This window comes from Burkholderia sp. IO2 (assembly GCF_029522185.1).
In the GTDB taxonomy this organism is placed as follows: Bacteria; Pseudomonadota; Gammaproteobacteria; order Burkholderiales; family Burkholderiaceae; genus Burkholderia; species Burkholderia cenocepacia.
Genome location: NZ_JAKWFH010000084.1, coordinates 1 through 19,333, shown reverse-complemented (window position 1 = coordinate 19,333; position 19,333 = coordinate 1). Strand labels below are relative to the sequence as shown.

Sequence of the window (19,333 nt, the reverse complement as noted above, 5' to 3'; positions counted from 1 at the left end):
CGCGGCCACGCCGCCGCGCGGGCCAACGCCGCGGGCCGCCGAGCCGGCGCGGGGCCTGCGCCGGGCCGTGCGGCGGCGATCTACAATGACCGGCATCGCGCGGACACCGCGCCGGGCACACGTAACGGGACACCAACATGCATTCGAGCGAGCACGCAGTCTGCGTGGCGATCAACGACAACAACCGCGCGTGGTACGAAATGCTCGTGCCGTTCCTGCTGTCGCTGCGGCACGCCGGCTACGACGGGCGGATCGCGGTGATCGGCTACGGGCTGTCCGAACGCAAACGGCAGATTCTCGCGAGCCAGTCGGTCGACGTGATCGACGCATCGAGCGCCTATGCGCTGCCGGTCGGCCGCTTCATCGAGGCCGCCGGGTATTGCGCGCGCCATCCGCAGATCCGCAAGCTCGCGCTGTACGACGCGGACATCTGGTTCTGCGCGCCGCAGTTCGACCTGTTCTCGCAGATCGACGACGACCGGCTCCACGTGTGCCCCGACCCGCTGTTCTGCACGTTCGTCGTCACGCCGCTGATCGGCGAGCGGCGCGACCATCACTGGCGCCTCGTCGTCGACGAAGTCAACGCGCGCCACGGCGGTGCGCTGCAAGCCGGGCTCGTCGCCGGAACCGCCGACGCATGGGCGCGTTATGCCGACCACCTGCGCGACTGCATCGCCCGCATCGGCACCGATTTCCAGGAATGCTTCGGCATCGACACGACGTTCCTGCACCTGTGGAGCGCGCAAGGCGAAACGGCGCTGCTCGACCCGGTCCAGAACTTCGTCAGCAAGTACGGCATTCACGAATCGTTCGACGCGGGCACCGGCACGACGACGCTCAGGTACCACGGCGAGCCGATCCGTGCGTTGCACATGACCGGCGACATCCGCTTCCTCGACCGGTGGCGCTACTACGCGAACCACACCGACGCCTCGCTGCGCGACGGCCAGCCGTTCGCGCTGTCGGACGGCACGCCGGCGCCGTCCGATGCGGTCGCCGCCCGCATCGCGGCGGCGGATTACGTGCGTTCGGCCGGGCTGACCGTTGCGTCCGCCGCGATCGAGACAAGCGCGGGCGCGTACCTGCAGGCGATCGACGAACCGGGCGGCACGATGCTCGTCGGCAGCGGCAACCACGAAGTCGTGTTCACCGCGACCCGCGACATCGCACGGCTGAACGTCTACGTCACGCATCCGTCCGGTTCGCCGTCGCCGCTGCTGTGCGAGGTGCGGGTCGACGGCCACGCGCAGCGCAAGGGCACCGAACTGATGGCGCATTTCTGGTACCAGGTGGCGGCCGGCGCCGTCATCACGCTGCGTGCGACGAGCCTCGGCGGCCAGCAGTGCAACGCGATCTGGCGGCTGCGTGAAGCGCCGGACATGCAGCAGTAAGCGCCGGCCCGCACCGGTTCAATTGAAGGCCGCCCATACCAGGTACGCATTCAGCCCGACGATCACGACCGTCGCCGCGCCGGCGACGATCCGCAGCGGCATCCGCAGCGCGTAAGCGCCCATCACGTCTTCGCGCGCCGACAGTATCAGCAGCGCGATCATCGGCATCGGCAGCACGAAACTCAGCACGACCTGGCTCGCCACCATCGCCCGCGTGACGTCGCAGCCGAGCGCGACCACCACGAACGCGGGCGCGATCGTCACCGCGCGCCGCACCCAGAGCGACATGCGGCGGTGGATGAAGCCCTGCATCACGACCTGCCCGGCCATCGTGCCGACCACCGAGCTCGACACGCCCGACGTCAGCAGCGCGACGAGAAACAGCGCGCCGGCCGCCGGCCCGAGCACCGGGATCAGCGTGTGATAGGCGTCGCCGATGTCGGTCATGCCCGGCGCAGTCGCGTGAAACGCCGACGATGCCATCATCACCATCGCGAGATTCACGAACCCGGCGAGCCCCAGCGCGACCACCACTTCGCGATTCGAGAACCGCACGAGCCGCCGCCGCTCTCCGTCGTCGCGCGGGGCGGTGCGATCCTGCGTGAGACCCGAATGCAGATACAGCGTGTGCGGCATGATCGTCGCGCCGATGATCCCGACCGCGATCGTCAGCGCCGCGTGATCCGGAATCTGCGGGACCACCAGATGGAACGCGGCCGCGTGCCAGTCCTGCGGCGCGATCAGCAGTTCGCCGAGATAGCACGCGCCGATCACGCCGACCAGCGCCGCGATCGCCGCTTCCAGCGGCCGGAAGCCTCGCTTTTCGAGCGCGAGGATCGCGCAGGTCGCGCACGCGGTCGCGATCATCCCCGCGAACAGCGACGAATGGCACAACAACCCGAACGCGAGCGCGCCGCCGAGAAATTCGGCGAGATCGGTCGCCATCGCGGCGATCTCGGAAGCCATCCACATGCCCCACACGACCGGCACCGGGAAACGGTCGCGGCACAGTTCGGCGAGATTGCGGCCGGTCACGATGCCGAGCTTCGCCGACATCGCCTGGAACAGCATCGCGATCGCGTTCGCGGCCAGCACGACCCACAGCAGCCGGTAGCCGTACGCGGCGCCGGCCTGGATGTTGGTCGCGAAGTTGCCGGGGTCCATGTAGCCGATCGACGCGATCACGGCCGGGCCGACGAACGGCAGCAGCGCGGCGACGCCGGTGCGGCGCCCTTCCAGCGCGGCGCGCGCCGCGCCGTCGGTGTGCTCGGTGGACAGGCCCGGCAGCGCAAGGCCGCCGGCAGGTTTGCTCGGGACGGGAAGCATGGTGGAGTTTCCGTTCGAATGACGCAGACTGATTCGGGAGCGGGCACCGTGGCCGGCATGCCGCCTGCCGGTCGCGGCGCTGTGCGAAGACCGCGTTACAGCGGCACGACGTCGGGACGATTGCGCGGAAACTGCGCGATCACGTCCGGCGCGACGTTCAGGTGCGCTTCGACGAGCTTCGGCGGCGTATGCGCGAGCCAGTCGGACAACGACACCTCCGCATAGCGGTCGGTCTTGAAGATCTCGAGGAACACGAGGTCGGTCTGGCCGGTGTTCTGCACGTAGTGCCCGAGGCTCTTCTTCACATAGCCGACGTCGCCCGCGCGGAAATCGGCCGTCTGCGCCTTCGGCCCCGTGTCGAACACCGTCATCCGCGCCTCGCCCTGCAGGTAGTACTGCCATTCGTCGGCGTTCGGGTGCCAGTGCAGTTCGCGCATGCCGCCCGGATGCACGGTGACGAGTGCCGCCGCGACGGTCGTCGACACGTTGAAGTTGGTGCTGTCCGCGATCCGCACCTCGCCGCCGCGCGTCTTTTTGACCGGCTTCATGTCGCCGAGCGAAAAGATGAACGGATGCGGCGGCGCACCGGCCGATGCGGCGGATGCGCGCTGCGCGTCCGCGAGCGGGCCCGGTTCGTCGCCCTGGAAGATCCACAGGTTGTCGAGCGGCACGTTCCTGAACGCGTCGGCCGGCACGCCGAAGTTGAGCGCGAGCACGTCGGGCGGCGTATGCGCGATCCAGTCGGTCAGCAACAGCGTGTTGAATTCCGAGGCGCGGCCGTTATCGAACGCGAGCAGGAATTCGGCGCCGTCGCTGCCGAGGCCCTGCAGCGAATGCGGCAGGCCGGGCGGGAAATACCAGAGATCGCCGGTCTTGACGTCCTGCACCGACGGCCGCCCGAGTTCGTCGAGCACCGTGATCCGGCAACGGCCGTCGAGCATGATGGCCCACTCGGCCTGCTGGTGCCAGTGCATCTCGCGAATGCCGCCGCGCGTCAGCCGCATGTTGACGCCGGAAATGGTTTCGGAAATCGCAAAATCGTCCTGCGTCACTTCGCGCGCCCATCCGCCATTTTGAATGCGTTTATGAGCATTATTGAAAGACGCCCAGAATAACGGCATCCCGTTGATATCGGTGGCCGGCGGATCCTGAAAAGACGGGAATTGATTGGCAATGGCCGGATTTTTTGGCCCCGGGTCGGTCAGGCTCTGGCGGTTACGGGCATTCACCGCGCCTTCCGGCGGACTGTCCGGATTGCCGAACGAGGCGGCCTTGGCCGATACCGCGATGCCCGCGGCGGCGATGGCGCCGGCCGTACCGGCCAGCATCTTGCGTCGAGAAAGATTCGTCATGATTTCCTCTTCATCCCTGCAATCGAGAGAATTTCCATTACGGAACACTTGCTGTTTCTTCGAATTACCGAAAATCAAACATCCCGTGACGCAAGTTAAATCCAGATTCATCTAAAAATTAAATGAATTATTAAGATGAATTAATGATTTAATCTGATCGACTTTAATTTTGTAATTATTGCGATGCAGCAGGGGATGAATGGCGAGGAAAAGAAATCGATATGCGCACCGCGCGATGGCAGCCCACTGCCATCGATTCAGGTGGCCTGGCGCGCCACCCGGAACGGAAAAATACGGATGCGCCGGCTTTCACCTGCCCGGCCGGGACCGGGCCCGCGTCACTCCCGCGGCATGTCGGCGAGTCGCTGCGCGGCGAAGCGCAATCCGCCGAGAATGCGTTCGGCGATCCTTGCCGGAAACCCGGCCGGCAGCGCCGCGCCGACCGATTCGATCACATGTGGCGTCATTGCAATGAGTCGTTCGACGATCGGTGTCGCGATATCGCCAAGCAGGCAATGCTCCGCCATCGCAGTGAAGTGCCGGCGCGTGATGTCGCGCATCGCATAGTGCTTGCGCTTACCGTGCACGGCCATCGCGAGCTTCGCCTTGTGCCACGACCACTGGTTCGCGCCATCCCCTTCGACCGGCCAGATCGACATCACGTCGTAGAGCGGCGTCAGACGGAAGCGGCCGCCCGGCAGCAGGCGCAGGCTGAAGTTCTTCGCATGCCCGTCCGGTGCGGCAAGCATCCAGAACACCACCAATGCGGTGAACAGCGTGTCGAGGTCGGCCTGCGCCGTTTCCGACCGGCGCAGGATGCCGGCCAGATCGGGCACGCCGGGGCCGCCCTGCGATTCGTATTTCAGATGCGGCGGCACGCCGAGCGCTTGGCAGAAATCCTCTTGCGGCAAGCGCAACAGCCGGCCGCCGTCACGATGCAGCGCGCGATCGAAGCGCGCGACCGACAGCACCTTGTGTTCGCCGAAACGCACGATGTCGGCATCCGCCGTCGGCAGGCCGAACGCGCGCAGGATCGCGAGGCACAGCCACTCGTTTTCGACGGAAGTCGTCAGATCCGCACGCTTGTTGCCGACCAGCCCGAGCGGCAACTTGAGGATATGCGTGGTCGGCGTCGCGCCATGCGGACGCATCCATCGCCCGTCGTGAAACAGCAGCGCGGTCTTTTCCTGCGCGCCGGCCAGCGACAGGCGGAAGTCGTCGTCGTCCTGCGCACCGCCCGCCGCCCCGCTCGCCTGATCGAGCACATGCGCCACGTCGTCGTCGGACAACGGCGTACCGTCGATCCGGTCATGGCCGGCCGGGGTTTCATCCTCGCCGAGCAACTGCACCGCGCCGACGCAGTCCCGGCCAAGCGCGGCGAGCAGATCGAACGGCTCGGTCGTCGCCGTGCCGAACCGCGACGCAAGCCGGCGCCGAATGGCGTCGCTGTCGGGCAGCAGATTATCGAAGTAGTGATTGACGCGCTCGCCGCGCAACGGCGCATCACCGACGCCGAACGGCAGCGACAGCGACAGCGGGCGGCCTGCATCCGACTGTTTCCAGCCGGCGTCGTACAGCAGCTCCATGTCGCCGCGCGCGGGAATCCGCCAGATTCCGACCCGCACGCCATTGGCCCAGATCGATAGCGCGCGGCTGTGCGATTTGCGTCCCACCGATTACCACTCGACGTTGGCAGCGTCGCGCCCGTCCTTCGTGCGGATGCTGAGCTCGAGACCGTACAGCGCGGTCAGTTCGAGCAACTGCTTGAGCGACAGGCTTTCGGTGCGGAGCGTTTCCAGCGACGACAGGCGCGATTGGCCGACGCCGATGCGCGCCGCCGCTTCGGCTTGCGTCAGCCCCTTGGCCTGACGCGCGGACGACAGGATTTCGCCCAGTTGAGCAGGGGTATTGACGATGAGATTCACGGCTGGAGTCCTGTATGCGATCCATGCAGTATATCTCCGACAGGCATAAACGCAAATTATCTCTGATAGAGATAAACGTAAAATATTCCTGTCAGAAATATTTCCACCCGCCAGTGCGTAGCTCCCCCAGTCGTTGCACGCACGCCAAGCCCGCTATCGCTCACCGCCACCTGATAGTTTTTATCCGCTGGCGTGAATGATTTTGGCTTTGTCAGATAGATGACATCAAATCACTAAATGACAACGATCTAACAGCTCGATGACCTGTGCCTTCGCCCATACCGTCGAATCCCGCTTTGCCGAGCTGACGCCGACCGCGAAGCGCATCGCGAGCTACATGCTCGCGAACCTCGATCGGCTCGGGCTCGAAACCGCCGACCAGATCGCGCAGCAGACCGGCACCAGCGGCATTTCGGTCGGACGTTTCCTGCGCAGCGTCGGTTACCGGAATCTCGACGATCTGAAGCGCGAACTGCGCGGCGGCGGCGATCGCCCGTGGATGATCACCGACCGGCTCGACGAATACCGCCGCATCGCCGGCACGCCATCGGCCGAACGCAACGGCGGCAACGGCAGCGCCGGCAGCGCCGGCACGCTGGCGTCGTCGCTCGAACGCGAGCTCGACGCGATCCGCCACGTGTACCGCCTGGCCGAAGGCCCGGTGTTCGCGCAGGTCGCCGACCGGATCGCGCATGCCGACGCGGTGTTCATCCTCGGCATCCAGTCGACCCGCGGCATCAGCAACGCATTCAGCAGCTACCTCGAATACCTGCGCCCGCGCGTGTTCTATTCCGACGGCCAGTCGGGCTCGTACGTCGATTCGCTGAACTCCGAATTCGAGCATCCGTACTGCGTCGTCACCGATACGCGCGCGTATTCGCGCAGCGCGCGCCGCTATTGCCAGGCGGCCGCCGAACGCGGGCAGCCGTTCGCGCTGGTGACCGACCTGTCGTGCCCGTGGGCGCGCGAATGGCCGGCCGATCTGCTGCAGGTGAAGACCGACGTCGGCCAGTTCTGGGATTCGCTCGCGCCGCTCACCTGCCTGTTCAACCTGCTGATCACGGCCGTGGTCGATCGCCTCGGCCCCGCGATCGACCGGCGCGTCGCGCGCAACCGCGAACTGCAGCGCACGTTCGACCAGTTCGAATCCTGAGCGAGCCCACCCTGCCGATGAACGATCACCGCCTCGTCGAAATCACGCCCGCCACGCATCGCGTCGAGATCGATCTCGTCTACGCGACCGACCGCAACCTGACCGGCAAGCCGATCTACCGCAACGCGCACTGCCTGCTGCTCGAGCCCGCCGAAGCCGCATTGCGCCGCGCGGTGGAGGTCGCCGCGCAGGCCGGCTTCACGCTGCGCCTCTACGACGCCTACCGGCCGCCGCAGGCGCAGCAGGTGCTGTGGGATTTCCTGCCCGATCCGAACTTCGTCGCCGACCTCGGCCGCGGCTCGAATCACAGCCGCGGCACCGCGCTCGACCTGACGCTCATCGGCGCGAACGGCGCGCCGCTCGACATGGGCACCGGCTTCGACGAGATGGTCGCCGCATCGGGCCACTTTCACGCGGGGCTGCCCGAGCACGTGCAACGCAACCGCCTGCTGCTGCTCGGCGTGATGCATGCGGCCGGCTTCGCGCACATCGACAGCGAATGGTGGCACTACGAACTGCCCGGCTCGCGCGCGTTGCCGCAGATCGACAATGCGGCGAGCGGCCCGTGGCGCCTGATGTAACGACGATCCACGCCTCCTTTTTCATGCACGTCCACGTTCAACGACTCAAACGACAGATGGAGAAGCGCACATGACATTCCCGACCTCCCGGCTCGTCGCGGCGCTGGCCGCCGCGTCCGTATTCGCCGCCGTTCCGCTTGCCGCCGCGCATGCGGAAACGCCGAAGGACATGTTCGTGATGGCCACGCTGCTCGACGAATTCACGACGCTCGATCCGGGCGAGATCTACGAGCTGGTGCCGGAGGAATACGTCGCGAACACGTACGACCGGCTCGTGCGCGTCGACCTGCGCGATCCGTCGAAATTCAACGGCGACGTCGCGCAGTCATGGACCGTGAGCCCCGACGGCCTGACCTATACGTTCAAGCTGCGCACCGGCCTGAAGTTCCACTCGGGCAACCCGCTGACGGCCGACGACGTCGCGTGGTCGATCCAGCGCGCGGTGCTGCTCGACAAGGGGCCGGCCGCCGTGCTGACCGGCATCGGCCTCACGAAGGCGAACGTCGTCGCGAACGTGAAGAAGCTCGACGACGCGACGGTGTCGGTCACGACCGACCGCAAGTACGCGCCGACCTTCGTGCTGAACGTGCTCGGTTCGTGGCCCGCATCGGTGCTCGACAAGAAGTTGCTGCTGTCGCACCAGCAGGGCAACGACTTCGGCAACGGCTGGCTGAAAACCAACGAAGCGGGCTCCGGCGCCTACAGGCTGGTCAAGTGGACGGCCGGCGACAGCGTCGTGCTGCAGCGCTTCGACGGCTACCGGCTGCCGCTCGCGATGAAGCGCATCGTGCTGCGCCACGTGCCCGAAGCCGCGAGCCAGCGCCTGCTGCTGGAGAACGGCGACGTCGACGCGGCACGCGACCTGAGCCCCGACGATCTGGCGTCGGTCGTGAAGTCGGGCAAGGCGAAGGTAGCGGCCTCGCCGCAGGCGACGCTGCTGTATCTCGGCCTGAACACGAAGAACCCGACGCTCGCGAAACCCGACGTGCAGGAAGCGCTGAAATGGCTCGTCGACTATGCGGGGATCCAGGGCAACGTCGTGAAGACGACCTACAAGGTGCACCAGACCTTCCTGCCCGAGGGCTTCCTCGGTGCGCTGAACACGAACCCGTACAAGCTCGACATCGCGAAGGCGAAGGCGCTGCTCGCGAAGGCCGGCGTGCCCGGCGGCTTTTCGGTGACGATGGACGTGCGCAACGACTATCCGTACACGGAGATCGCACAGGCCGTGCAGGCGAACTTCGCGCAGGCCGGCATCAAGGTGCAGCTGATCCCCGGCGACAACAAGCAGACGCTCGCGAAATACCGCGCGCGCCAGCACGACATCTACATCGGCGAATGGTCGGCCGACTACATCGATCCGCACAGCAACGCGCAGGGTTTTGCGTGGAATCCGGACAACACCGACAAGTCGAGCTATAAAATGCTGGCCTGGCGCAACAGCTGGGACATCCCGCAACTGACGAAGGAAACCGACACCGCGCTCGCCGAACCGACCGCCGCGAAACGCGCGCAACTGTATCAGGCGATGCAGAAGGAAGTGCTCGCACGCTCGCCGTTCGTGATCATGTTCGAGAAAGTCGCGCAGGTCGCGACGCGGCCCGGCGTGAGCGGGCTCGAAGTCGGGCCGATCAACGATCTGGTCTCGTACCGCAACCTGAAGAAGCAATAAGATTCGCCGCATGTCGACTCCCGCCTCCTCCCTCGAAGCACTGCGCACGCTGCCCGCGCGGCGCCCGGCCGTGCGCTGGGCGCTGCGCGTGCTGCGCTGGGCGCTCACGCTCGCCGTCACGTTCGCCGGGCTGCTCGCGCTGACGTTCGTGATCGGCCGCAAGGTGCCGATCGATCCCGTGCTCGCGATCCTCGGCGATCGCGCGTCGGCCGAGGCGTACGCGGCCGAGCGCATCGCGCTCGGGCTCGACAAGCCGCTCGTCACGCAATTCCTGATCTATGCGCGCGACGTGCTGCACGGCAATCTCGGCGTGTCGCTGCTGACCGCGAACCCGGTGCTCGACGACATCAAGCGCGTGTTCCCGGCCACGCTCGAACTGGCGACCATCGCGACGCTGATCGGCATCGCGATCGGCGTGCCGCTCGGCGTCGCGGCCGCCGTGAAGCACAACCGCCCGATCGATCACATCGCGCGCTTCGTCGGGCTGATCGGCAATTCGGTCCCGGTGTTCTGGCTCGGGCTGATGGGGCTGCTGCTGTTCTATGCGCGGCTGCACTGGGTCGGCGGCCCCGGCCGGCTCGATCCCGTCTACGACGGCATGGTCGACCCGCGCACCGGCAGCCTGCTGCTCGACGCGGCGCTCGCGGGCGAGTGGGACGTCTTCCGCAACGCGGTGTCGCACATCGCGCTGCCGGCCGCGATCCTCGGCTACTACTCGGTCGCGTATCTCAGCCGCATGACGCGCTCGTTCATGCTCGACCAGCTGAACCAGGAATACATCGTCACCGCGCGCGCGAAGGGCCTGTCCGAGCGACGCGTGATCTGGCGGCATGCGTTCGGCAACATCGCGGTGCCGCTCCTGACCGTGATCGCGCTCACGTACAGCAACCTGCTGGAAGGCTCGGTGCTGACCGAGATCGTGTTCGCGTGGCCGGGGCTCGGCTCGTACCTGACCGGCGCGCTGCTGAACGCCGACATGAACGCGGTGCTCGGCGCGACGCTCGTGATCGGCGCGATGTTCATCACCGTCAACCTGCTGACCGACGCGCTGTACCGCGTGTTCGATCCGCGTGCGCGCTGAGGGCCGCTCCGACATGACCGCTTCCCCCCTGCTTCTTTCATCGTCCATGCCGAAGGTCGTCCAACCATGAGCGCCGAGCGTCTCTCCCTGCACGCGTGGCTGCTGTCCGACGCGCCCGCGTCGCGCTCGCAGGCCGCATTCGGCCTCGCGTACCGGCGCTGGCGCCGGTTCGCCACGAATCCGCTCAACCTGTTCGGGCTCGCGATCCTGGTCGCGCTGATCGCGGTCGCGATCGTCGGCCCGCTGATCATGCCGCACGATCCGCTGCGCCAGGTGCTGTCCGACCGGCTGTTGCCGCCCGGCTCGCCGTCGCACTGGTTCGGCACCGACCAGCTCGGCCGCGACATCCTCTCGCGGCTGATCGCCGGGTCGCGCCTGACGCTCGGCATCGCGCTGCTGGTCGTCGTGATCGTCGTGCCGATCGGCCTGCTGATCGGCACCACGGCCGGCTATTGCGGCGGCTTCGTCGACAGCGTGCTGATGCGCATCACCGACATCGCGCTCGCATTCCCGAAGATCGTGCTCGCGCTCGCGTTCGCGGCCGCGCTCGGCCCCGGCGTGATCAACGCGGTCGTCGCGATCTCGATCACCGCGTGGCCCGCGTATGCGCGGCTCGCGCGCGCCGAAACGATCCGCATCGCGCAGGCCGACTACATCCACGCGGCGCGGCTGCAAGGCGCGTCGGGCCCGCGCATCCTGCTGCGCTACATCATGCCGCTGTGCATGTCGTCGGTGATCGTGCGCGCGACGCTCGACATGGCCGGCATCATCCTGACCGTCGCGGGCCTCGGCTTTCTCGGCCTCGGCGCGCAGCCGCCGAGCCCCGAGTGGGGCTTCATGGTCGCGTCGGGCCGCAACGTGCTGCTCGACGCGTGGTGGGTCGCGACGCTGCCCGGCATCGCGATCCTGCTCGTGAGCCTCGCGTTCAACCTGCTCGGCGACGGGCTGCGCGACGTCTTCGATCCCCGCCATGGAGCGTGACATGCCGATGCATTCCACCGCCGCGCCGGCACCGCTCTGCGAGATCGACGGGCTGAAGATCGGTTTCCGCGGGCACGACGGCAGCGTCACCGACGCCGTGCGCGACCTGTCGCTGACGCTCGCGCCGGGCGAGCGGCTCGGCATCGTCGGCGAATCGGGCTCCGGCAAGTCGCTGACCGGCCGCGCGCTGCTCGGCCTGCTGCCCGACGCCGCGCGCTGGTCGGCGCGCACGATGCGCTTCGCGGGCCACGACCTGCTCGCGATGTCGCCGCGCGAGCGCCGGCGCCTGTGCGGCAGCCAGATGGGCATGATCCTGCAGGACCCGAAATATTCGCTGAACCCGGTGATGACGGTCGCGAAGCAGATGGGCGAGGCGTTCCGGCTGCACGAGCCGGGCCTGCGCGGCCGTGCGCTGCGCGAGCGGATCGTCGACGCGCTCGCGGCCGTGCAGATCCGCGACCCGGCGCGCGTCGCCGATGCGTATCCGCACGAGTTGTCGGGCGGCATGGGCCAGCGCGTGATGATCGCGATGATGGTGTCGACCGGCCCGCGCCTCTTGATCGCCGACGAACCGACCTCCGCGCTCGACGTCGCGGTGTCGATGCAGGTGCTCGCGGTGCTCGACGCGATGATCGCGCGGCACGGCACGGGCCTGATGTTCATCAGCCACGACCTGCCGCTCGTGATGTCGTTCTGCGACCGCGTCGCGGTGATGTATGCGGGCCGCGTGGTCGAGACCTGCGCCGCGCGCGACCTGCGCGACGCCACGCATCCCTACACGCGCGGGCTGCTCGCGGCGAACCCGCCGCTCGCGGACCCGCCCGACGAACTGCCGGTGCTGCGGCGTGACCCGGCATGGCTCGAGCCCGCGCCGCCGGCCGCCGCGAGAACCGATCGACAGGAGGCCGCACGATGATCGACGTCGATCATGCATCGATCCGTTTCCCGACCCGCACGGGTCACGTCGACGCCGTGCGCGACGCGAGCTTCGCGGTGCGCGACGGCGAAGTGTTCGGGCTGGTCGGCGAATCGGGCTCCGGCAAGTCGACGCTGCTGCGGGCGCTGACGGGCCTCGTGCCGCTCGCGTCCGGCAGCCTGTCGATCGACGGCCGCCCGGTGGGCGGCACGCCCGATCGCGCGTTCCGCCGCCACGTGCAGATGGTGTTCCAGGATCCGTATGCATCGCTGCATCCGCGCTTCACCGTCGACCAGACGCTGCGCGAGCCGCTGTCGATCCACGCGATCGGCGACGCCGATGCGCGGATCGCCCGCGCGCTGTCCGAAGTCGGCCTCGGCCCGGCGTTCCGCTTCCGCTATCCGCACCAGTTGTCCGGCGGCCAGCGGCAGCGCGTTGCGATCGCCCGCGCGCTGATCGTCGAGCCGCGCGTGCTGCTGCTCGACGAGCCGACGTCCGCGCTCGACGTGTCGGTGCAGGCCGAGATCCTGAACCTGTTGCGCCGCCTGCATCGCGAACGCAACCTGACGATGATCCTCGTCAGCCACAACCTCGCGGTGATCGGCTTCCTGTGCCAGCGCGTCGCGGTGATGCAGCACGGCGAGATCGTCGAGCAGCTGCGGATCGAGGACGTGCGCGCCGGACGGGTCGCTCGCGACTACACGCGCACGCTGCTGAATGCGACCGAAGGCTACCGCCGTCTCGACCCGGTCGCCGGCGCCCCCGCGGCCTGACTCCCGTCGCCCCGCGATAGCGCGACCGGCCGAACGTACAAGCGTTGCATGACCCTCGTCTCCCGCAACGTCGTCCGTCGGCCGGTCGTGCCCGCGTCGATCCGCTGCGATTGACGAATACCGAATAACGCGACCAACGAAATCGGTGCCTTGCCGATTTCGGTAACGGGACGAGCACGCTCGCCCGCTCCCTCCTGCCTGCCCGCTCCCTCGCCCTGCGTGCGATCGGCAACCCAAACAACTTAGTACGCGTACCAGTAAAAAGATGGGATCGATTCGTACTCGTCACATTACAAAATCATTACATAACAACCATAATTCAAGCCGAAATGCGCTATTCGTAGTTTTAAATTCATCTCGCGCTTTCGAATGTCGAACTTTATTTGGAGTTGTTAAATATGAAGAACCTCAAGCGCAGCGCAATTCCGTTCCTTCTCGTCGCGGCCGGCGTCGCCTTCTCGTCAGCGGCTCACGCGTCGGACGGCACCATCAACTTCAACGGCAAAGTCATCGCGTCGACCTGCAGCGTCGAAGGCGGATCGGACCTCACCGTCCCGCTGCCGCCGGTCAGCACGACGGCGCTGGCCGAAGTCGGCTCCGTCGCCGCTCGCAGCGCATTCTCGCTGGCGCTCAAGGGCTGCACGACCGGTGACGACAATCCGGTGAAGGTCGGCGTCATCTTCGAGAACGGCACGAACGTCGATCGGTCGAGCGGCCGTCTGACGATCGATGCGGGGGACAAGGCCGCGGAAGGCGTCCAGATCAACGTGCTGGACGACCAACAGAAGCTGGTCCCGATCGGCGCCCAGACCCCGGCCAGCACGCAACTCGCCACCATCGGCTCCGACGGCACCGCGAAGCTCGACTACTTCGCCGAGTACTACGCGTCCGGTGCCGTGAAGGCCGGCGACGTCAACTCGCGCGTCGAGTACTCGCTGATCTATCAGTAAGGCCCGGCGCGTGGAGGTCGCCGCGTCGGCGATCTCCACCCCGTCGCGTCGCGCGGTGCGGACACCCCCGGTTTACGCCCGCTTTCCTCCAACGATCCGACTCTCCCCGCCCATGAAACCGTTGAAGCTCCTCCGTACGCTGACCCTGGCCGTCATCGCACTCGCGTCGCAAGCCGACGCAAGCGTTGTGATCGCCGGCACGCGCGTGATCTTCCCGTCCAGCGAGCGCGAGGTCACGATCCAACTCACGAACGACAGCAAGCGTCCGGCGCTGGTGCAGGCGTGGCTCGACGACGGCAATAGCAGCGCGTTGCCCGAGAACGTCGACGTCCCGTTCACGCTGACGCCGTCGGTCTTCCGAATGGAATCCGGCAACGGCCAGACGCTGCGCCTCGTCCACACCGGCGAACCGCTTCCCGCCGACCGCGAATCGCTGTTCTGGCTGAACGTGCTCGAAGTGCCGCCGAAGGCATCCGCGGAAAACAACCGGAACCGCATCCAGCTCGCGGTCCGCTCGCGTATCAAGATCATGTATCGCCCCGACGGGCTCGCAGGCAGCGCCGACGATGCGCCGATGCAGCTCGACTGGCGCGTGGTTCGCACGGATGGCGGCTACGCGCTCGAGGCAAGCAATCCGACGCCGTTCGTCGTCAATTTGGGCAGCGTCCTGCTGAATGCCGCCGGCCGCAAGCATGACGCCGGCATGGGCTACGTGCTGCCCCGAAGCACACAACGATTCCCGATCAAGCAGCTCGCCGGCGCGCCCGCCGCGGGTGCAACGGTCGAATTCGGCAGCATCAACGACTGGGGCCGGTCCGTCGACGTCAAGCGTCCGGTCAGCATCGCCCCGTAGCACGGTCGAAGCCGGTAGCGCGCCTCACGGGCGCGTCCGACCGCTCCCCCTTTCGTCCGCCGCTCTTCCCACCGTCCCGACCAGACGGCCCTGAATCCCCGGATTCGACATTCGCCACGCAGCCCACGCGCACGCTCGCGCGACTGCGCGGGCTCAACGCATCCGCTCGATTCGACACTATCTGGAGTACTGCTCATGACCACGACTCGACTGCCGCGCCATGCCGTGGCCGACATGCCCAGGATCAAGCCGATCCATTTGGTGGTGGTGGCTTGCGTTGGCGCGTGGTCGAGCGATGGGCGCGCGACCGCGCAATCCGCCGCCGAGAGCACGCTCGCGCAAGTCGAGTTCGATGGCGCATTCATGCAGAATCGCCTGGGCCGGCATTTCGACGTCTCGCGCTTCGCACAGCGCAACGTCACGGCCCCGGGCGTGTACACCACCGACATCCATGTCGGCACCGACTGGATCGGCCGCTACGACGTGCGCTTCGCGGCCGCGCCGGATACGGTCGACGCCCAGCCGTGCTTCGACCGCACGCTGCTCGAACGCGTCGGCGTCGATTTCGGCAAGCTCGCGCCGGAAATCGTCGCGGCGCTCGACGGCGAGCGCGCATGCCTGCGGATCGAGCAAGTCGTGCCGGAGGCAAGCGCGGCGTTCGACTTCACGCGCCAGATACTGCGGCTCTCGATTCCGCAAGCGTCGCTCGCGCGCAAGGCGCGCGGCTACGTGAACCCCGATCAATGGACCGCCGGCGAAACCGTCGGTCTGCTCGGCTACAACTTCAACCTCTATTCGTCGAAGGCCAGCGGGCATACCACCCAGACGCAAGGCTACCTCGGCCTGAACGGCGGCGTGAATCTCGGCAGCTGGCGCTTTCGTCACGAAGGCTCGTTTTCATGGTCGTCGCGCGGCCAAAGCCACTACCAGGATCTCGCGACCTATCTCCAACGCGACCTGCCGTCGCTGTCGTCGCAGCTCGTCATCGGCGAAAGCTACACGTCCGGCGAACTGTTCGATTCGACGCAGTTCCGTGGCGTGCGCGTGTCGACGGACGACCGGATGCTGCCCGACTCGCTGCGCGGCTATGCGCCCGTGGTGCGCGGTATCGCGAACAGCAACGCGAAGGTGACGATCCGCCAGAACGACGTGACGATCTACGAAACGACGGTCGCGCCGGGCAATTTCGAAATCGACGATCTGTACCCGACCGGGTATGGCGGCGACCTGGAGGTGTCGGTCTCCGAAGCCGACGGCTCCGTGCATACGTTCTCCGTGCCCTACGCGGCCGTGCCGATGTCACTGCGGCCGGGCATCAGCCGCTACAGCTTCGTCGCGGGCGCGCTGCGCAATCCCTACGGATCGAGCCAGCCGCTGTTCGCGCAGGCCACGTACCAGCGCGGCCTGACCAACCTGCTGACGGCCTACGGCGGCGTCACGCTTGCCGGCGGTTACGCATCCGCGATGCTGGGTGGCGCGCTCAACACGTCGTTCGGCGCATTCGGCACGGACGTGACGCATGCCATGACCTCGATTCCCGGCGAGAAGCGCTACAGCGGTTCGAGCGTACGCGTCAGCTATGCGAAATCCGTCGAGACGACCGGCACCGACATCGCCCTTGCCGCGTATCGGCATTCGACGGATGGCTATTTCGGCCTCAACGATGCAATGCAGGCACGCGATGCCGCACGGGACAGCCGCCCGGCCAGTTGGCGTCAGCGCCATCGCGCGTCGCTGGCGCTGACGCAGCGCCTCGGCGCGACCGGCGGCCGCATCAACGCGACGGCATCTGCCGTGAACTACTGGAACCGCCCCGGTTCGGACGTCAACTATTCGATCGGCTATACGAACCAGTTCCGCAACCTGTCCTATAACCTGACGACGACGCGACAACGCAACGCCGGCGGCGACATGAGCACGCTCTATTACGCGAGCGTCACGATCCCGTTCGGCCGCGCCCGCCCGGTGACCGTCACCGGCAACGTGTCGCACGACTCGCTCGGCCGCACCCGGCTGCAGTCGACGCTGTCCGGATCGCTCGGCGACGATCACGCGTTGTCGTACAGCGTCAGCGCGAATCATTCGACCGGGTCGAGCTCGGTCACCGACGGCAGCGCCAACGTCACGTACCGCACGCGCATGGCCGAAATCAATGCCAGCGCGGGTGCCGGCACGGACTTCCAGCAGGGCTCGCTCGGCGTGCGCGGCGCGCTGGTCGCGCACCGCGGCGGCATCACGTTCTCGCAGCCGTTGTCCGAAACGTTCGCGATCGTCGAGGCGCCGGGTGCAGCCGGCGCGCGCATCACGAACGCGTCGGGCGTCAAGGTCGACAGCAACGGTTACGCCGTCGTGCCGTACCTGACGCCGTACAGCCTCAATACGGTCGCGCTCGACCCGAAGGGGATCTCGATGGACGTCGAACTGAAGGAAACCAGCCGGCAGATCGCGCCGCGCGCCGGTGCGGTGCCGCTCATCCGGTTTGCCACCGACACCGGCCGCGCGGCGCTCGTGCAGGCACCGCAGGCCGACGGCACGCCGTTGCCGTTCGGTGCGACCGTGTATGACGAGACGGGCAAGGAAATCGGTGTCGTTTCTCAAGCGAGCAAGATCCTCGCGCGCGGGCTCGCCGACAGCGGGTCGCTCACGGTTCAGTGGGGCGCGGACCAGCGCTCGATCTGTCGAATCGCATACGACCTGCCGGTCGCCGACCATCGCCGGCGATCGTCGGGCATCCAGACCGTCACGAGCGTCTGCCGAGCCGATGCGACGACCGCCGCCACTCAATAAGGAATCGATATGACCACCCTCTACGCATCGTCCGCATCGCCTCGGGTGACGAGCCCGGCAAGCATCGTGCAGCTGCGCGGCACACGTGATGGTGCTGCCCGACGCACGGGCCACATGATCGCGGTTGCGTCAACCTTTTTGCTCGCATGCTTCGCATTGGCGACCGACGCGGCTGCGGCGTCCATCTATGCATTCGGGCAGTCAACGTTGTCGAGCCCGTCGAACGCGACGCCCGGCACCGTCGTAGGTCGCTATTACTTCACGCCCGAGGACGTTTGCGGCAAGAGCACATGCCAGATCACCGACATCACGATGAACTCGAAGGGCAGCGTGTGGGGCAGCACCAGCGGTCCCGACCTGGAAACCAACGTATCCGGCCTGTCGACGCGGATGCTGATTGACGGCAAGGTGGCCGTCTCGTCGACGAAAGCAACACTGCGCGACACGATCGAGGTGCAGTTGTTTCGCGACAGCCGCCAGCCGAAGGACGGTTCACTGAATTCGGGCTCCCTCAACGGGTACTACTACATCCACTACAAGTCCGGCATCCTCGGTGAAACGACAATAGTCTTCCTCGACGCGAAAGTCAGCTTCATCAACGGAACGTGCTCCGTTCCCGACCAGAACGTCACGCTGCCGCCAGTGCAGAAGCGCGACTTCAACGGCGTGGGCTCGACCGCCGGCGCCACCGATTTCCACGTGCAGTTGAACAACTGCCCGGCCGGCTACAACCGCATCGGATACCAGTTGGCCCCGCTGGACGACGTGGTCGTCGGCATGCCCGGCGGCATGCGGTTGCGTCCCGACGCCACGGCCCGCGGCGTCGGCGTCCATATCGCCGATGCCGCGACCGGGCAGCCGCTGACGCTGCGGCAATCGCACACGGTAACGAACTACAACCGGGCCACCGGCGGATCGCCGTCGATTCCGCTCCGGGCGTCGTACCTGCAAACGGATGCGACGATCGGCGGGGGTTCCGTTCATGCCGCGGCGCAGATCCTGCTCGACTATCAATGAACGGCATGCACTGCCCGGCCGCCCCGACATCCGCACGACACGGCGTCATGCGATACTCGGCGCGGCGCACCGGGGTTCCCCACGCCGGGAACCCCGGTGCGCCGCGCCGGTCCACTTCTCTTCGTCAACAGACAACGGCTATAAGGAGGCATTCATGCTGCAATTCATCGAAACCCTGGTCGTCGGGCTCATCGTCGGCCTCCTCGCCCGCGCGTTCAAGCCGGGCGACGACAAGATGGGCATCCTGATGACCATCGTGCTCGGCGTCGTCGGCTCACTGGTGGCCGGCTATGTCGGCCGCGCCGCCGGCTGGTATGCGCCGGGCCAGGGCGCCGGCTGGATCGCGTCGATCATCGGTGCGATCGTGCTGCTCGTCGTCGTGGGTGCGATCCGCAAGCGCACGAGCTGAACACCGCGCGCCCCGCACCAGCGCAAAACGGCCGCTCGATCTGAACTGACCCCACGAAGTTGGACGGTTAAAATCTAAGCGGCCAAGGGCTGAGTCCTGTATTGCACGGGACTCAGCCCATTTAATTTCAGCTTGATGCGTTCGTGGTTGTAGTAGTGAATGTAGC

The 19,333-nt window shown here is 66.8% G+C and carries 18 protein-coding genes; 13 read left to right on the top strand and 5 right to left on the bottom strand.

Annotated elements, in window-relative coordinates; translation table 11 throughout:
* Positions 1 to 137: 137 nt before the first annotated feature.
* Positions 138 to 1,391: a hypothetical protein gene (locus MMB92_RS32780; protein ID WP_006483521.1), complete on the top strand. Its 1,254-nt coding sequence runs from the start codon at positions 138 to 140 to the stop codon at positions 1,389 to 1,391.
* An 18-nt stretch (positions 1,392 to 1,409) separates the two neighbouring features.
* Here the strand turns inward: MMB92_RS32780 and MMB92_RS32775 are convergent, their stop codons facing one another.
* From MMB92_RS32775 to MMB92_RS32760, 4 genes are all read right to left on the bottom strand, one after another.
* Complete coding sequence (locus MMB92_RS32775) at positions 1,410 to 2,717, bottom strand: Nramp family divalent metal transporter (RefSeq protein ID WP_048988039.1); 1,308 nt, start codon at positions 2,715 to 2,717, stop codon at positions 1,410 to 1,412.
* Between the two features lie 95 nt (positions 2,718 to 2,812).
* Entirely contained in the window at positions 2,813 to 4,069 is a 1,257-nt protein-coding gene (locus MMB92_RS32770; protein WP_043205542.1) for an oxalate decarboxylase family bicupin, read from the bottom strand.
* A gap of 338 nt (positions 4,070 to 4,407) precedes the next feature.
* A complete protein-coding gene (locus MMB92_RS32765) occupies positions 4,408 to 5,742 on the bottom strand; it encodes a type II toxin-antitoxin system HipA family toxin (protein WP_069351891.1) in 1,335 nt (444 codons plus the stop codon).
* A 3-nt stretch (positions 5,743 to 5,745) separates the two neighbouring features.
* Positions 5,746 to 5,994 carry a helix-turn-helix transcriptional regulator gene (locus MMB92_RS32760; protein ID WP_006483523.1) on the bottom strand — a complete coding sequence of 83 codons (249 nt, stop codon included), beginning with the start codon at positions 5,992 to 5,994 and terminating at the stop codon, positions 5,746 to 5,748.
* 259 nt (positions 5,995 to 6,253) lie between these two features.
* Between MMB92_RS32760 and MMB92_RS32755 the strand changes: the two genes are divergently transcribed.
* The 12 genes from MMB92_RS32755 to MMB92_RS32700 all read left to right on the top strand — a co-directional run bounded on the left by MMB92_RS32755 (position 6,254) and on the right by MMB92_RS32700 (position 19,167).
* Positions 6,254 to 7,147 carry a MurR/RpiR family transcriptional regulator gene (locus MMB92_RS32755; RefSeq protein ID WP_006496988.1) on the top strand — a complete coding sequence of 298 codons (894 nt, stop codon included), beginning with the start codon at positions 6,254 to 6,256 and terminating at the stop codon, positions 7,145 to 7,147.
* A gap of 17 nt (positions 7,148 to 7,164) precedes the next feature.
* Positions 7,165 to 7,728 carry a D-alanyl-D-alanine dipeptidase gene (ddpX, locus tag MMB92_RS32750; protein WP_058903219.1) on the top strand — a complete coding sequence of 188 codons (564 nt, stop codon included), beginning with the start codon at positions 7,165 to 7,167 and terminating at the stop codon, positions 7,726 to 7,728.
* Positions 7,729 to 7,798: 70 nt separating this feature from the next.
* Positions 7,799 to 9,400 carry an ABC transporter substrate-binding protein gene (locus MMB92_RS32745; RefSeq protein ID WP_006483531.1) on the top strand — a complete coding sequence of 534 codons (1,602 nt, stop codon included), beginning with the start codon at positions 7,799 to 7,801 and terminating at the stop codon, positions 9,398 to 9,400.
* Positions 9,401 to 9,410: 10 nt separating this feature from the next.
* On the top strand, positions 9,411 to 10,481 hold the full coding sequence (locus MMB92_RS32740; protein ID WP_006483536.1) for an ABC transporter permease: 1,071 nt from the start codon (positions 9,411 to 9,413) through the stop codon (positions 10,479 to 10,481).
* 66 nt (positions 10,482 to 10,547) lie between these two features.
* Positions 10,548 to 11,462 carry a nickel transporter permease gene (nikC, locus tag MMB92_RS32735; protein ID WP_006483535.1) on the top strand — a complete coding sequence of 305 codons (915 nt, stop codon included), beginning with the start codon at positions 10,548 to 10,550 and terminating at the stop codon, positions 11,460 to 11,462.
* 1 nt (position 11,463) lies between these two features.
* Positions 11,464 to 12,378 (top strand): ABC transporter ATP-binding protein, encoded by a 915-nt coding sequence (locus MMB92_RS32730; RefSeq protein WP_006483526.1) that lies wholly within the window; start codon positions 11,464 to 11,466, stop codon positions 12,376 to 12,378.
* Positions 12,375 to 13,151: an ABC transporter ATP-binding protein gene (locus MMB92_RS32725; protein WP_077021183.1), complete on the top strand. Its 777-nt coding sequence runs from the start codon at positions 12,375 to 12,377 to the stop codon at positions 13,149 to 13,151. The genes MMB92_RS32730 and MMB92_RS32725 overlap by 4 nt, the downstream gene beginning before the upstream one ends.
* Positions 13,152 to 13,549: 398 nt before the next feature.
* Positions 13,550 to 14,101, top strand: a complete 552-nt coding sequence (locus tag MMB92_RS32720) for a fimbrial protein (protein ID WP_006496982.1) — start codon at positions 13,550 to 13,552, stop codon at positions 14,099 to 14,101.
* Positions 14,102 to 14,213: 112 nt separating this feature from the next.
* Positions 14,214 to 14,954 carry a fimbria/pilus periplasmic chaperone gene (locus MMB92_RS32715; RefSeq protein ID WP_069351886.1) on the top strand — a complete coding sequence of 247 codons (741 nt, stop codon included), beginning with the start codon at positions 14,214 to 14,216 and terminating at the stop codon, positions 14,952 to 14,954.
* A gap of 195 nt (positions 14,955 to 15,149) precedes the next feature.
* The gene (locus MMB92_RS32710) at positions 15,150 to 17,741 is read left to right on the top strand and encodes a fimbria/pilus outer membrane usher protein (RefSeq protein ID WP_277563198.1); all 2,592 of its coding nucleotides are present in this window, start codon (positions 15,150 to 15,152) and stop codon (positions 17,739 to 17,741) included.
* Positions 17,742 to 17,750: 9 nt separating this feature from the next.
* The gene (locus tag MMB92_RS32705) at positions 17,751 to 18,758 is read left to right on the top strand and encodes a fimbrial protein (RefSeq protein WP_277563197.1); all 1,008 of its coding nucleotides are present in this window, start codon (positions 17,751 to 17,753) and stop codon (positions 18,756 to 18,758) included.
* Positions 18,759 to 18,912: 154 nt separating this feature from the next.
* Positions 18,913 to 19,167, top strand: coding sequence for a GlsB/YeaQ/YmgE family stress response membrane protein (locus MMB92_RS32700; protein ID WP_006483522.1), 255 nt, complete (start codon positions 18,913 to 18,915; stop codon positions 19,165 to 19,167).
* A 74-nt stretch (positions 19,168 to 19,241) separates the two neighbouring features.
* On the opposite strand, the gene MMB92_RS32695 is transcribed toward MMB92_RS32700, so the two are convergent.
* The coding region (locus tag MMB92_RS32695; RefSeq protein ID WP_143280775.1) for an IS3 family transposase at positions 19,242 to 19,333 on the bottom strand (92 nt) is incomplete at its 5' end.

What these genes read in the sequence shown, in the direction of transcription:
- ddpX (WP_058903219.1), top strand. Translation starts at nt 7,165, where the DNA reads ATGAACGATCACCGCCTCGTCGAAATCACGCCCGCCACGCATCGCGTC.
- nikC (WP_006483535.1), top strand. Translation starts at nt 10,548, where the DNA reads ATGAGCGCCGAGCGTCTCTCCCTGCACGCGTGGCTGCTGTCCGACGCG.
- MMB92_RS32775 (WP_048988039.1), bottom strand. Translation starts at nt 2,717, where the DNA reads ATGCTTCCCGTCCCGAGCAAACCTGCCGGCGGCCTTGCGCTGCCGGGC.
- MMB92_RS32770 (WP_043205542.1), bottom strand. Translation starts at nt 4,069, where the DNA reads ATGACGAATCTTTCTCGACGCAAGATGCTGGCCGGTACGGCCGGCGCC.
- MMB92_RS32700 (WP_006483522.1), top strand. Translation starts at nt 18,913, where the DNA reads ATGCTGCAATTCATCGAAACCCTGGTCGTCGGGCTCATCGTCGGCCTC.
- MMB92_RS32740 (WP_006483536.1), top strand. Translation starts at nt 9,411, where the DNA reads ATGTCGACTCCCGCCTCCTCCCTCGAAGCACTGCGCACGCTGCCCGCG.
- MMB92_RS32755 (WP_006496988.1), top strand. Translation starts at nt 6,254, where the DNA reads ATGACCTGTGCCTTCGCCCATACCGTCGAATCCCGCTTTGCCGAGCTG.
- MMB92_RS32745 (WP_006483531.1), top strand. Translation starts at nt 7,799, where the DNA reads ATGACATTCCCGACCTCCCGGCTCGTCGCGGCGCTGGCCGCCGCGTCC.
- MMB92_RS32730 (WP_006483526.1), top strand. Translation starts at nt 11,464, where the DNA reads ATGCCGATGCATTCCACCGCCGCGCCGGCACCGCTCTGCGAGATCGAC.
- MMB92_RS32705 (WP_277563197.1), top strand. Translation starts at nt 17,751, where the DNA reads ATGACCACCCTCTACGCATCGTCCGCATCGCCTCGGGTGACGAGCCCG.
- MMB92_RS32715 (WP_069351886.1), top strand. Translation starts at nt 14,214, where the DNA reads ATGAAACCGTTGAAGCTCCTCCGTACGCTGACCCTGGCCGTCATCGCA.
- MMB92_RS32725 (WP_077021183.1), top strand. Translation starts at nt 12,375, where the DNA reads ATGATCGACGTCGATCATGCATCGATCCGTTTCCCGACCCGCACGGGT.
- MMB92_RS32710 (WP_277563198.1), top strand. Translation starts at nt 15,150, where the DNA reads ATGACCACGACTCGACTGCCGCGCCATGCCGTGGCCGACATGCCCAGG.
- MMB92_RS32720 (WP_006496982.1), top strand. Translation starts at nt 13,550, where the DNA reads ATGAAGAACCTCAAGCGCAGCGCAATTCCGTTCCTTCTCGTCGCGGCC.
- MMB92_RS32780 (WP_006483521.1), top strand. Translation starts at nt 138, where the DNA reads ATGCATTCGAGCGAGCACGCAGTCTGCGTGGCGATCAACGACAACAAC.